The 13,928-nt window shown below is 64.5% G+C and carries 12 protein-coding genes; 1 reads left to right on the top strand and 11 read right to left on the bottom strand.

Annotated features, from left to right (window positions below):
• The first annotated feature begins 124 nt into the window (after positions 1-124).
• Positions 125-2,578 (top strand): DNA topoisomerase (ATP-hydrolyzing) subunit B, encoded by a 2,454-nt coding sequence (gene gyrB / locus CEY05_RS16935; RefSeq protein WP_088596689.1) that lies wholly within the window; start codon positions 125-127, stop codon positions 2,576-2,578.
• 271 nt (positions 2,579-2,849) lie between these two features.
• On the opposite strand, the gene CEY05_RS16930 is transcribed toward gyrB, so the two are convergent.
• The 11 genes from CEY05_RS16930 to CEY05_RS16885 form a co-directional block, all read right to left on the bottom strand.
• A complete protein-coding gene (locus tag CEY05_RS16930) occupies positions 2,850-3,743 on the bottom strand; it encodes an ABC transporter permease (RefSeq protein ID WP_088596688.1) in 894 nt (297 codons plus the stop codon).
• Between the two features lie 10 nt (positions 3,744-3,753).
• Positions 3,754-4,566 (bottom strand): ABC transporter ATP-binding protein, encoded by an 813-nt coding sequence (locus tag CEY05_RS16925; RefSeq protein ID WP_088596687.1) that lies wholly within the window; start codon positions 4,564-4,566, stop codon positions 3,754-3,756.
• Position 4,567: 1 nt separating this feature from the next.
• Positions 4,568-5,623 (bottom strand): ABC transporter substrate-binding protein, encoded by a 1,056-nt coding sequence (locus CEY05_RS16920; protein WP_088596686.1) that lies wholly within the window; start codon positions 5,621-5,623, stop codon positions 4,568-4,570.
• A 134-nt stretch (positions 5,624-5,757) separates the two neighbouring features.
• Positions 5,758-5,907 carry a hypothetical protein gene (locus CEY05_RS31270; RefSeq protein ID WP_158219349.1) on the bottom strand — a complete coding sequence of 50 codons (150 nt, stop codon included), beginning with the start codon at positions 5,905-5,907 and terminating at the stop codon, positions 5,758-5,760.
• A gap of 133 nt (positions 5,908-6,040) precedes the next feature.
• A complete protein-coding gene (locus CEY05_RS16915; protein WP_088596685.1) occupies positions 6,041-7,261 on the bottom strand; it encodes a M20 aminoacylase family protein in 1,221 nt (406 codons plus the stop codon).
• On the bottom strand, positions 7,258-8,118 hold the full coding sequence (locus tag CEY05_RS16910) for an N-formylglutamate amidohydrolase (protein ID WP_088596684.1): 861 nt from the start codon (positions 8,116-8,118) through the stop codon (positions 7,258-7,260). Before CEY05_RS16910 ends, CEY05_RS16915 begins: the two co-directional genes overlap by 4 nt.
• Before the next feature lie 59 nt (positions 8,119-8,177).
• Entirely contained in the window at positions 8,178-9,185 is a 1,008-nt protein-coding gene (locus CEY05_RS16905) for an ABC transporter ATP-binding protein (protein WP_233161606.1), read from the bottom strand.
• A 122-nt stretch (positions 9,186-9,307) separates the two neighbouring features.
• Entirely contained in the window at positions 9,308-10,315 is a 1,008-nt protein-coding gene (locus CEY05_RS16900; protein ID WP_088597618.1) for an ABC transporter ATP-binding protein, read from the bottom strand.
• 2 nt (positions 10,316-10,317) lie between these two features.
• Positions 10,318-11,241 carry an ABC transporter permease gene (locus tag CEY05_RS16895; protein ID WP_088596682.1) on the bottom strand — a complete coding sequence of 308 codons (924 nt, stop codon included), beginning with the start codon at positions 11,239-11,241 and terminating at the stop codon, positions 10,318-10,320.
• A complete protein-coding gene (locus CEY05_RS16890; RefSeq protein WP_088596681.1) occupies positions 11,238-12,212 on the bottom strand; it encodes an ABC transporter permease in 975 nt (324 codons plus the stop codon). Before CEY05_RS16890 ends, CEY05_RS16895 begins: the two co-directional genes overlap by 4 nt.
• A gap of 79 nt (positions 12,213-12,291) precedes the next feature.
• Entirely contained in the window at positions 12,292-13,878 is a 1,587-nt protein-coding gene (locus tag CEY05_RS16885; RefSeq protein WP_088596680.1) for an ABC transporter substrate-binding protein, read from the bottom strand.
• Positions 13,879-13,928: the final 50 nt, after the last annotated feature.

Here is a 13,928-nt window from a genome sequence, read left to right as displayed (position 1 = left end):
GATTACCGCGATCATTGCGAACCCGCGGCGTGCGTCCGTCCTCCTTCGCCCGACCGGCATCCTCCGGCCCGGTGTGCCAGCCCTCCAGGCTGGTGGCTCTTTGAATCAGTAAACGAAAAGACATATGTCCGACACTCCGAATACCAATCCCGAGAACGCCGACTACGGCGCAGATTCGATCAAGATGCTCAAGGGGCTGGAGGCCGTGCGCAAGCGCCCCGGCATGTACATCGGCGATACGTCCGATGGCACCGGCTTGCATCACATGGTTTTCGAAGTCGTGGACAACGCCATCGACGAGGCGCTGGCCGGCTATTGCGACGACATCGTCGTCACCATTCATACCGACAATTCGATCTCGGTCACGGATAACGGCCGCGGCATTCCGACCGACATCCACAAGGACGATGAATTCCACCGCAGCGCGGCGGAAATCGTCATGACCGAACTGCATGCGGGCGGCAAGTTCGACCAGAACTCGTACAAGGTGTCCGGCGGCCTGCACGGCGTGGGCGTGTCTTGCGTCAACGCGCTGTCGGAATGGCTGCGCCTGACCATCCGGCGCAACGGCGAAGTGCATGAGATGGAGTTCCGCCAAGGCGTGCGGGTGGAGCCGTTGGCAGTGACCGGCAAGACGGAAAAGCGCGGCACCGAAGTGCGTTTCCTGGCCGATCCCATCATCTTCAACCACATCGAATATCACTACGAGATTCTGTCGAAGCGGCTGCGCGAGCTGTCCTTCCTGAATAACGGGGTGAAGATCCGCCTGGTCGACCAACGCCAGGGCAAGGAAGAAAACTTCGCCTTTTCCGGTGGTGTGAAGGGTTTCGTCGAATACATCAATCGCAGCAAGACGGTCCTGCATCCCAATGTGTTCTCGGTCAGTGCCGAGTCGAACGCGGGCGGCGTGCCGGTCACGGTGGACGTCGCCATGCAGTGGAACGACACCTACTCCGAAAGCGTGCTGTGCTTCACCAACAACATTCCGCAGCGCGATGGCGGCAGCCACATGACGGGCTTGCGCGCGGCCATGACGCGGATATTGAACAAGTACATCGCCGACAACGAACTGGCCAAGAAGGCCAAGGTGGAAACGTCCGGCGATGACATGCGCGAAGGCCTGGCCTGCGTGCTGTCGGTCAAGGTGCCGGAGCCGAAGTTCAGCAGCCAGACCAAGGACAAGCTGGTCTCCAGCGAAGTGCGTCCGGCCGTGGAAGACGCCGTCGCGCGCACGCTGGATACGTGGCTGCAGGAACATCCGAACGACGCCAAGGCCTTGTGCGGCAAGATCGTCGAGGCCGCGCGTGCACGCGAAGCCGCGCGCAAGGCACGCGAGATGACGCGTCGCAAGAGCGTGCTGGAAGGTGCCGGCCTGCCCGGCAAGCTGGCCGATTGCCAGGAAAAGGATCCGGCGCTGTGCGAGCTGTACATCGTCGAGGGTGACTCGGCAGGAGGTTCGGCCAAGCAAGGCCGCGACCGCAAGTTCCAGGCCATCCTGCCGCTGCGCGGCAAGGTGCTGAACGTCGAGAAGGCGCGTTTCGACCGCCTCATCGCCAGCGAGCAGATCGCCACGTTGATCACCGCGCTGGGCACCAGCATCGGTCCGGACTTCAACGTCGAGAAGCTGCGCTATCACCGCCTGATCATCATGACCGACGCCGACGTCGACGGCGCGCACATCCGTACGCTGCTGCTGACGCTGCTGTATCGCCAGATGCCGGAGCTGGTGGAGCGCGGCTATATCTACATCGCCCAGCCGCCGCTGTACAAGGTCAAGGTCGGTCGCGACGAACGGTATCTGAAGGATGACCAGGAAGAAGCGGTGTTCATGCTGCAACTGGCGTTGAAGGAAGCTTCGCTGGTGCCGACCGAAGGTGCTGCGCCGATCAGCGGTGACGCCCTGGCCGAGTTGGCGCGTCAGTACGAGCTGGCCGATGCGGTGATTGGACGCGCGTCGCGCATGATCGACGAAGCTGCGCTGTCGGCCATGGCCGAAGGCGTGGAGATCGCCCTGGACACGCCGGAAAGCGCGGCCGCGTCGGCCGAAGCCCTGCAGAAAGCGATGTTCGATCCGTTGGCACCCAATGCCGTGACGGTGACGCCCGAAGTCGACGCCAGCACGGAGAAGCAGCGCTTGATCGTGCGCCGCATGCGCCATGGCAACGCGCGTATCAGCGTGATCGACGCAACGTTCGTGGCGGGTGCCGACTATAGCGTCCTGTCGCATTCGGCCAAGACCTTCCTGGGCCTGATCGGCAAGGGCGCGCTGGTCGCGCGCGGCGAAGGTGAGAAGCGCAAGGAAGCCGGTGTCAACGACTTCCGCGAAGTCATGCGCTGGCTGCGTAGCGAAGCCGAGCGCAGTGTCAGCAAGCAGCGCTACAAGGGCCTGGGCGAAATGAACCCCGCGCAGTTGTGGGAAACCACCATGGATCCCAAGGTGCGCCGCCTGCTGCGCGTGCAGATCGAAGACGCCATCGCCGCCGACGAAGTCTTCCAGACCCTGATGGGCGACGACGTCGAACCGCGCCGCAACTTCATCGAAACCCACGCGCTGTCGGCGGGGAATATCGATATTTGATATAGGGCCACAACGCGGTCCAGGGGGCACACCCCTTCGCACACCCCGGATGCCTTGCGGTATCCGGGGTGTTTTTACTTGCGGGGTTTACGTCCGCCCGCCTTGGCGCCACGGTCACCAGGATCACGCGTGCAATGTAGGCCGTGTGCCCTGTCAGGTCCGGGTACTGGACCGGCTGGCAATGGTCGCCGAGACAGGGACAATGACACCATCAGGAATGAGTCCATCTCTTGGCAGGGTGTCGTTGATCAACATCCCGGAAAGATTTGCCCTACCGATGCATCCCCCACCGCCGCACCGTGACACGTTCCAGGTTGTCGAAACCCAGAACTTCGACCAGCAGCCCGATCAGGACGACAGCCGCCAGGCCGGCGAAGACACGGTCGGTGTAGAGTTCGTTGCGGTTCTGGAAGATGTACCAGCCCAGACCGCCCTTGCCGCTGGATGCGCCGAACACCAGTTCGGCGGCGATCAAGGTGCGCCACGCAAAGGCCCAACCGATGCGCAGGCCCGCAAGAATGGCGGGCAAGGCGGCCGGTATCAGGATCTGCAAGACATAAGGAATGCCACGCAGGCCGTAATTGCGCCCGGTCATGCGCAGAGTGTCAGGCACTGCCAGAAAGCCCGCATACGTGTTGACCGCCAGCGCCCACAGCACGGAATGAATCAGCACGAACACCAGGCTGCCCTCGCCCAGGCCGAACCACAGCAGGGCCAGCGGCAGCAAGGCAATCGCCGGCAAGGGATTGAACATGGCCGTCAACGTCGACAACAGATCGCGTCCCACGCGTGTCGAGACCGCCAGTGTCGTCAGCACGAATGCCAGCGCGACGCCGGCGACATAGCCTTTGATCAGCACCCGTAGCGACGTTGCGGCGCGCGCCAGCAACTCACCATCCAGCAGCCCCTCGGCGAAGGCCTTGGCCGTGGCGACGAAGCCAGGCAGCAGCAGGTCGTTGTCGGTCAGGCGCGCGGCCAGCTCCCACAACGCGGCCAGGATGATCAGGATCAGGGCCTTGCGCACCGCCGCGCGACCCCAGATGCGTTCCAGCCATGGCAACGGTGTTTCCACCGCAAGATCGGGCAAAGGCGCGAGCTCACGTTCGTACTCTTCGCGCACGGGAGGCAAGGAGGGACGAGGGCTGGATTGAAGTTCTGTCTGCATTACGCCTCCATCAAGCCGCCGCGCGCCGTGCTTCATCGTCCGATTTCGGCACGTCGAACAGCAGATCATGAATCCGTTGTGTCGTCGCCTGGAACGCCGGCGACCCGGCACTGTGCATGCCGTACTGGTGCGCGTTGAGCTCCGCGCGCACGCGCCCCGGATGCGGCGACAGCAGCAGGATGCGATTACCCACCAGCAACGCTTCCTCGATGGAATGCGTGACGAACAGCAGCGTGAAGCGCACCTCCTCCCACAAGGCCAGCAGTTCTTCCTGCATTTTGCGACGGGTCAGTGCATCGAGCGCCGCGAAGGGCTCGTCCATCAACAGGATGCGCGGCTGCATGGCCAGCGCGCGCGCGATCGCCACGCGCTGCTTCATGCCACCGGACAAGGTGTGCGGATACGCATCGGCGAACGCCGACAAGCCAACCTTGTCCAGATAATGAAGGGCCCGCTCATTCGCCTCGCGGCGCCCGGCCTTGCGCGACGCCAGCAAGGGAAAGGCAACGTTTTCCCGCACGGTCTTCCAGGGCGGCAGCTGGTCGAACTCCTGGAACACCACGATGCGATCCGGACCCGGCTCGCGCACGGCCTGCCCATCCAGGCGGATGGCGCCTTCCGTGGGCGCGATGAAGCCGGCGACTGACTTCAGCAAGGTGGATTTGCCGCAGCCAGACGGCCCCAGCAGAACGTAGCGATCTGACTCATGGACCTGGAAGTCGACACGATGCGTGGCCCGCACACGCCGCCCTGGCGTCTTGTATTCCAGCGTGACCCCGTCGACCTGCAGCAACGGCCCCGCAACGGCGGCATGGCTGATCATGTCAGCTCCCGTTGGCGAGCGCCGCGTCGTCGAAGAAATAATCGCGCCAGCTGGCAGGTTCGTGCTTGATGGCGCCTACGCGGTGCATGAATTTTGCCAGCGTGAACGTGTTCTGCGGCTCGGTCTTGAACTGCACCTGCGGGTTGGTGATGATGCCCAGAAGCAGCTTGCGGTCCTGCTTCGCATCGGCCACGCGCAGATAGGTATCGGCGGCTTGCTCCGGGTGCTCGGTAACGAAGCGCGCGGCCTCGGCCAGGGCATCCTGGAATGCCTTATAGGTCTTGGGGTTTTCCTTGCGATACTTCTCGGTAGCGAACAGCACCGTGGAAGACGACGGACCGCCCTGCACCTTGTACGAGTCCAGCACGATGTGCGCACGCGGATTGCCCGTCAGTTCCTGTTCCTGGAAAGGCGGATTGCCGAAGTGGCCGGTGATCTCCGTGCCGCCTGAAATGATGGCGGCGGTGGCGTCCGGATGCGGCAACGCCACGGAGATGCTGTCCAGCTTGTTGTACTGCGCATCGCCCCACAGCGCGGCGGACGCCATCTGCAGCACACGCGACTGCACCGACACACCCACCGCCGGCACGGCGATGCGGTCCTTGTCAGTGAAGTCGGCAATGGTCTTCACTTCGGGCCGGTTGCTCACCAGGTAATAGGGGAAGTTGCCTAATGAAGCGACACCCTTGACGTTCTGCTTGCCATACGTGCGGTCCCATATCGTCAGCAGCGGGCCGACGCCGGCACCGGCGATATCCACGGCCCCTGAAAGCAGGGCGTCATTCACGGCCGAGCCGCCCGACAGCTTGAGCCACTCGACCTTGATGTCCACGCCTTCGGCCTTGCCGTGCTTCTCGATCAACTGCTGGTCGCGAGCCACGTTCAGCAGCAGGTAGACGATGCCGAATTGCTCGGCGATACGGATACGGCCTTCAGCGCGTGCGGGAGTGGGAACGGCCAGGGCCACGGCGGCCAGGGTCAGGGACAAGGCGGCGGCGGTGAGGGCACGCGCCAAGGGGCGAGTCAGGCGTTGTCCAAAAGCATACGCGGGCAGCATGGTGATCCGTTCTTCCAGGTGAGTAGAAAGAAAGACGCGGAACCACCGTGCGATGGATCCGCGTTCAGGGCGCGTCCGGCAGGGCGCGCGAGGGGAATTGCAGGTGAAGGGGGCGGCAGCCCGTCGGTAAAAACTCAGTGCGTGGCACAGACGGCCATGACGTCCGTCGCGGCAGAAGCTGGAGTAGGCGATGCCAGGGCCATGATGGCCAGCGCCAGGGCCACCGCGATACCGGACGCGGCCTTGGCAAGGCGGGAATGTGCGGCGGCGGTGGGCTGGGGCATGTCGGATCCTCTGTATCCACGTACGGGCGTGTACGGCTTGATGAGGATTATCAGCAAGCCGCTACAGAGATCCAACGAATGAATATGCCTTTATTCAGATCTGGAACTTATATAGCCGGCGACGCGGGCTGCGTCAGCCCGCCTTGGCCGGCGCTCCATCGGCCGGCAGGAAAGCCTGGACCAGCTTGACCCAGTAGGTGGCCCCCACCGGCAGCAGGGCATCGTTGAAGTCGTAGTTGGGGTTGTGCAGCATGCACGGTCCCATGCCTTCGTATTGCTCCTGGCGATGCCCACCGTCGCCATTGCCCAGGAACAGATAGGCCCCCGGCACGGCTTCCAGGAAGAAGGAAAAGTCCTCGGCGCCCATGAAAGCGGGAATGGTGGTGTCGACGTTCTCCTTGCCGAAGGTGGCCTCGGCCACCTGCGCTGCGAACGCGGTTTCCTTCTCCCAGTTCACCAGCGGCGGATACGCACGGATGAAGTCCAGCTCGCCCGTGCCGCCATAGACCTGCGGCAACGTGGTGGCGATACGGCGAATGGCGTCTTCGATGGTGTCCAGGGCATCGGTGGTATAGGTACGCACCGTGCCGCGGATGACCGCCTCGCTGGGGATGACGTTGAATGCATCACCAGCATGGATCTGCGTCACCGACAGCACCGCGGCGTCCAGCGGATCCTTGGTACGCGACACCACCGTCTGCAGCACGCCCACCATTTCCGACGCGATGACGATGGTGTCCACCGACTTGTGCGGCTGCGCGGCATGGCCGCCCACGCCCTTGATGGTGATGGTGAAGCGGTTGCTCGATGCCATTGACGGGCCGGTACGGAAGCCGAACTGGTTCACCGGCATGCCCGGCATGTTGTGGATGCCGAAGACCGCGTCACAGGGGAATTTGTCGAACAGGCCATCCTGCATCATGGCGCGCGCGCCGGCGTTGCCGTTCTCTTCGGCCGGTTGGAAGATGAAGTGGATGGTGCCGTCGAAGTCGCGATGCTCGGCCAGGTATTGCGCCGCGCCCAGCAGCATGGTGGTATGGCCGTCGTGGCCGCAGCCGTGCATCTTGCCCGCTACCGTGGAGGCATGGCCGAAGCGGTTGTGCTCAGGCATGGGCAGCGCATCCATGTCGGCACGCAGGCCGATGGTCTTCTTGCCGCTGCCGGCGCGCAGCACGCCCACCAGGCCGGTCTTGCCGAAGCCGGTGTGCACTTCGATGCCCCAGCTGCGCAGCTTCTCGGCCACAAGCGCCGACGTGCGGGTTTCCTCGAAAGCGGTCTCGGGATGTGCGTGGATGTCCCGGCGGATCGCCGTCAGCTCGCCTGTGGCGCGCTCGATTTCTGCGATGGTTTTCATAATTGCCTTTGGATGTAGAGGGCGACGGCTTGCGTCGCTTTGGTCAGCGCGGCCTGCAAGGCCGGAAAGCGCTCATTCTGCTCGAAAGTCTGTTCGTTCATGTACTGCTTGCGGTGGATCTCGATCTGCAGGCTATGGCGCCGCTGCGCGGGCTTGCCCAGGCGCGCGATCAGCGCCACGCCCTTGAAGGGATCGTTGCGCGCCACCGTATAACCGCTGGCTTCCAGCGACTCCTGCACGATGTCGACCAGCTGCGGATCACAGGTGGTCCCGTCGCGATCGCCCAGCACGAAGTCCGCCAGCGGCCGATCGCTCTTGATCTGCAGCGCCTCGTAGGAATTGGACGGCATGGAATGCAGATTCAGATGCCACACCGCGCCGAAGCGGCGATACGCAGCCTCGATGTCCTGGTTCAAGGCCGCGTGATACGGCTGGTGATAGGCCTGGATGCGATGCTGGATTTCCGCGACGGTCAGCTTGCGCGCATAGATCGGCTGGCCCGCGGCCTTGCTCCAGATCAGGCCGTGGCCGATGCGGCTTTTCTCCGACGGATTGATGCTGCCGGGCCAGGCGCTTTCCAGCAAGGCCGGCTCGATGTCGTCCGGCTCGCGGTTGGGGTCGATATACGTGCGCGGGAATTGCGCGCAGATCAAGGTGGCGCCGTAATCGGGCAAGTTGCGCCACAGCTCGTCCACGTGGGTGTCTTCACCCGTGCGCAGCAGGCGCGTGTCCAGCGCGTAGCCGAAATCGCCGGGATAGGTCAGCCCGCTGTGGGGCGAATCACAGACCAGGGGCAGGGGGTCGCCGCGCGGCGCGTGACGGATGAACGGGGCAAAGGGCTGGTCGCTGGTCTGCATGATGGTGGGCGGACGCTGGTCTGGGGTTCAGTGGTCGTGTCGTTCAGGCTTGGTTTCGGTCAGACGTGGTTTCGGTCAGGCGTTCCGTTCGGACGCCGTCGTTCAGGCGTCGCGTCGTTCAGATGGCAGGCGCTGACATGCCCCGGCCCTATCTCGCGCAACAGCGGCCGCTCCTGCCGGCACCGCTCCATGGCATGCGGACAGCGTGGATGAAAGGTGCAGCCCGGCGGTGGCGCCAGCGGCGAGGGCAATTCGCCCTTGATGGGCTGGAAACTGCGCCGCTGCGCGTTCAGCGTGGGCAATTCCTTCAACAGCGCCTGCGTATAGGGATGGTTGGCCCCCTTGAACACCTGCTCCGTACTGGCGATCTCGACGATGCGGCCCAGATACATGATGGCCACGCGGTCCGAAATATGCCCCACCACGCCCAGGTTATGGCTGATGAAAAGATACGTCAGATCCAGCTCGCGGCGCAAATGGCCGAAAAGGTTGAGCACCTGGGCCTGGATGGAGACGTCCAGCGCGGCCACGGCCTCGTCACAAACGATGACCTGGGGCCTGAGCGCCAGCGCGCGCGCAATGCCGATGCGCTGGCGCTGGCCGCCGGAAAACTGGTGCGGGTAGCGTTGCGCGTAGGCGGGATCCAGGCCCACCTGCTTCATCAGCTGCGCGACGTAAGCCTTTTTCTCGCGCGCCGGGACGATGCGGTGCGCCACCGGCGCCTCGCTGATGATCTCCTCCACCCGCATGCGCGGATTGAGCGACGCGTAGGGATCCTGGAAGATCATCTGCACGCCCAGTTCATATGCACGCCGTTCGCTGTCGGGCATGGCGGCCACCGCCTTGCCGCGATAGCTCACCTTGCCGCCGGTGGGACGCAGGATGCCCGCGATGATGCGGCCCAGCGTCGACTTGCCGCAACCCGATTCACCGACGATGCCGATGACCTCGCCCGGCATCACATCCAGGTCGACGCCGGCCACTGCGTGTACTTCGGTCTTGCGCATGCCCGCGCCGAACAGATTGGCGATGCGGCCGGCCAGGTCGATGTTCTGGCTGAAGCGCATCTCCACGTCACGCAGGGAGAGTATCGGCGCGGCAGATGTGCCCGCCGGTGCAGGAGCAGGCGCAGCGGCTGCCGCGCCATCCGTCGCCGGCGCACCGGTCTGCGCTTTCAAAACGTCGGCGCTCATGCTGTCGCCTCCTCGCCGGCATGCCAGCAGCGCACCCAATGCGCCGGCCGCCATTCGACGGCTTCGGGTGCCTTGGTACAGGTCTCGGTGGCGCGCGGACAGCGCGTGCGGAAGGCACAGCCTTCCGGCAACTTCAGCAGCGAAGGCGTCATGCCGGGAATCGAAGCCAGGTCGTGGCCGCGCGTAGCGGGCGTCGGTATGGACGCCATCAGCCCGCGCGTGTACGGATGCAGCGGATGTTCGATGATCTCTACCGTGCTGCCGGTTTCCACCACCCGGCCCGCGTACATCACGGCGATGCGGTCGGCCAGGCCGGACACCACCGCCAGGTCGTGCGTGATCCAGATCAGCGCGGTGCCGGTCTCGCGGCACAGCTTCTGCACTTCATAAAGGATCTGCGCCTGGATGGTCACGTCCAAGGCCGTGGTCGGTTCATCGGCGATGATCAGGCGCGGAGAATTCAGCAATGCAATGGCGATGGCCACGCGCTGGCGCATGCCGCCCGACAGCTGATGTGGATAGGCACGCAGCCGTTCGTCCGGCGCGGGAATACCGACCATGGTCAGCACTTCGCGCGCGCGCTTGCGGGCTTCGTCCTTGCTGACGTTGCGATGCGCGCGGATGGCTTCGATCATCTGCGTATCGACGCGCAGCACAGGGTTCAGCGTCATCATCGGATCCTGGAAGATCATCGCGATGTCGCGTCCGCGCAGGCCGCGCAATTGCTCGGGTCTGGCCTGGCGCAAGTCCTGGCCGTCGAAGCGGATGCTGCCGCCGACCACGCGGCCGGGTTCGTCGATCAGGCCTATCAATGAGAAACCCGTGATGCTCTTGCCCGAACCGGACTCACCCACCAGGCCCAGGATCTCGCCCGGGGCCAGATGCAGGTCGACCCCGTCGACGGCCTTCACCACGCCGGCGCGCGTGAAGAAATGCGTCTGCAGTCCGGTGACATCGAGGATACGCGGAGCGGTCTGGGGCGCGGCGGCGGTTTGCGTCGTCATGCTCATAGCGCGTTCCGTGGATTGAGCACGTCACGCAGATGGTCGCCCACCAGGTTGATGCCGATGATGGTGATGGCCAGCGCGATGCCGGGGAAGAAGGATATCCAGTAGCGGCCGGACAGCAGGTACTCGAAGCCGTTGGAGATGAGCATGCCCAGCGAGGGCTGCGTCACCGGCACGCCGACGCCCAGGAACGACAGCGTCGCTTCCAGCGCGATGGCGTGCGCCAGGTCGATGGTGGCAATGACGATCAGCGGCGGCATGCAGTTGGGCAACAGGTGGCGCCACAGGATGCGGCCCCAGCCCAGCGACATGCAGCGTGCCGCTTCGACATACTCCTTGCCACGCTCCACCAGCGCCGCGCCACGCGCCGCGCGGGCGAAATAGGCCCACTGCACCACGATCAGCGAAATGATCACCTTGTCGACGCCCGAACCCAGGATGGACAGCAGGATCAACGCCACCAGGATGGAGGGGAAGGACAGCTGGATGTCGGCGATGCGCATCAGCAAGGCATCCAGGCGGCCACCGAAATAGGCCGCCGCCAGACCTACCGTCGCGCCGATCACGAAGGCGAAGAAGACCGAGACGAAGCCCACCATCAGGCTGGTGCGCATGCCATAGAGGATGGCGGACAGGACGTCGCGGGCCTGGCCGTCGGTGCCCAGCCAGTACGTCATGGTGTCGTCCATATTGCTGCTGCCGGGCGGCAGCTTGGCGTCGGTGATGTCCAGCGTGCCGATGTCGTAGGGATTCTGCGGCGCGATCCACGGCGCCAGCAGGGCGGACCCGATCATGATGATTAGCAGCACCAAGCCGATGATGGCCAGCTTGCTGGCGAAGAAATCGCTCAGGAAGCGGCGCCAGGGGCCGGCTTCCTTCGTGGCGACGGCGGCCACGGCAGGCGGATTGGAAGTAGGGTTCATCGGCGGCCATCCAGCCGGACGCGCGGGTCCAGCACCGTATAGACGATGTCGACCACCAGGTTCAACATCACCAGGAAAAACACGATCAACAACAGATAGGCCACCACCACGGGGCGGTCCAGGTTGATGATCGAATCGATCAGCAGCTTGCCCATGCCGGGCCAGGAGAACACCGACTCCGTCACCACCGCGAACGCCACGACCTGGCCGAACTCCAGGCCGCCCACCGTGACGATGGGGATGAGGATGTTCTTCAGCAGATGCACGCTGAGCACGCGCCGTTCCGACAGGCCCTTGGCGCGCGCGAACTTGATGTAGTCCATGGGCAGCGCTTCGCGCGTGGCCGCGCGCGTGACACGGATGATGGTGGCGCACTTGGCCAGCGCGATGGTCGCCGCCGGCAGGACGATGCTGGCCCAGCCGCCCAGCGTCAGCACGCTGAGGCGTATCGGACCCACGGCCACCGTCGGGCCGCGGCCGCTGGCGGGAAACCAGCCCAGCGTCACCGCGAAGATCATGATCAGCATCAGGCCGACCCAGAAGTTGGGCAGGGAAAAGCCCAGCACCGATCCGGTCATGATGGCGCGCGAGCTTACGGCCTTGGGCTTGAGGCCCGCGCGTATGCCCAGCGGAATGCCCACCAGCAGCGAGATGCCCATCGCCACCACGGCCAGCTCCAGTGTCGCCGGGGCGCGGTCGAGGATCAGCCGCATGGCCGGCTCGCCGGTCAGGAAGCTGTTGCCGAAGTCGCCATGGATGGCCTTGCCGATGAAGATCAGGTACTGATGCCACACGGGCAGGTTCAGGCCCAGGGCTACGCGGATGGCCTCGCGCTGCGCTTCGGTGGCATCGGGACTGGCCATCATGGCAATAGGATCGCCGACCAGATAGATGCCGCCGAAAACCAGCGCCGACATGACGAACATGACGACGACGGTCTGCAGGAGGCGACGGATGATTGTTGCTAGCACGTCGGCAGGCTCACTTCGTCACGGTTCAAGGCAATGCGGGTCACGGCGCGCCTGCGCCATGACCCGAAGCCGGCTTCTATCAGGGCTTGATGGTGGCGTTCTGCGCCTGCGTCATCTGGTCGGCACGGCCTTGATAGCGGATGTCGCTCTTCATGGCCCACACCGACAGTTCGAAATGCACCGGCAGCAGCGCATAGTCGTCGATGGCGGTATCGGCGGACTTGCCGAGCAGTTCGGCGCGCTTGGCGTCGTCCATGGTCGACACACCCTCCTTGAACAACGCGTCCACCGTGGCGTTGGAGTAGCGGCCGCGGTTGGTGGTACCCAGGCCTGCCTTGGCATCCGGCGTGACCAGCAGGGAACCCAGGGCGTTGGACATTTCGCCGCTGGTCACCGACCAGCCCGCCAGGTACGCGCTGTACTCATACGAGTCGCGCTTCTTGAAGAAGACCGGCGGCGCCGACGCGTCGACATTGGTCTTCACGCCGATGCGCGTCCACATCGAAGCGATGGCTTGCGCCACCTTGGCGTCGTTGACGTAGCGGCCCGAGGGCGCGCCCAGCGTGATGCCGAAGCCATCCGGATAGCCAGCTTCCTTGAGCAAGGCCTTGGCCTTGTCCAGGTCGGCCTTGGCCGCCTTGGAATGGTCCTTGGACGCGCCGAACATCGGGTAGGGCAACAGGTTGCCGGCGGGCAGCGCGATGCCGCCCATGACGCGATCCACCAGGGCTTCGCGATTGATGGCCAGCGACAGCGCCTGGCGCACGCGCTTGTCCTTCAGCGGGTTCTTGGTGGTACCGGTGATGCCGGGGCTGGGCTCAGCGAACTGGTCCATGGCCACGTACATCACGCGCACCGAGGGGGTTTCTTCGATGTGCAGCTTCTTGTCGGCCTTCAGCTTGGGCAGGTCATCGGTCGGGGGATCCTCGATCAGGTCGACGTCGCCCGCCAGCAGCGCGGCCACGCGGCTGGCGGCGTTGCTCATGGGGCGATAGATCACCTTGTCCCACAGCGGCTTCTTGCCCCAGTAATTGTCGTTGCGCGCCAGCACGATCTCGGCGCCGCGCTTCCACGACACGAACTTGTAGGGGCCGGTGCCGATCAGGCCGTCGCCGGCATTCAGTTCGGTGGTCGTCTTGCCTTCCGGCGCGGCACCGGAGGCTGCCTTCTTCGACATGATGGGCAGCTGCGACAGGTTCGGCAGCAGCGCCGGCGCGGCGGCCTTGGTGGTGATGCGCACCGTGTGGGCATCCACCGCTTCGGTCTTGGCCACGTCCTTCAGGTACAGCGTGAAGGGCGACGGGCTGTTGGGCACCTTGGGCACGCGGTCGTAGGTGAAGACCACGTCATCGGCGGTCAGTGGCGTACCGTCGGAAAACTTCACATCGGGGCGCAGCTTGAAGGTCCAGACATTGCCGTCGACGGTCCAGGATTCGGCCAGCGAGGGGATGGGCTTGAGCTGGCTGTCGGTACGGACCAGCGGATCGAAGATGGTGACCGCGATCTGGGTATTGGGCGTGAGCGAGTGATATTGCGGGTCCATCGAGCTGGGCTCGCTTTTCAGACCGATGATCAGATCGCGTGCCAGGGCGTTGCCACACGCACTGAAGGCCAGGACCAGCGCGGCAGCGCCGCCGGCGAGGGCACGGGTGAGGCGAATCGACATATGTAAGACGCTCCCTATTGAGAAGAGACCCGGACAAGGAACCCGACTGC

It is taken from the genome of Achromobacter sp. HZ34 (assembly GCF_002209485.1).
Taxonomy (GTDB): Bacteria; Pseudomonadota; Gammaproteobacteria; order Burkholderiales; family Burkholderiaceae_B; genus Bordetella_C.
Note: the sequence above shows the minus strand (reverse complement) of the source record. Positions and strands in the feature narration are given on the sequence as shown.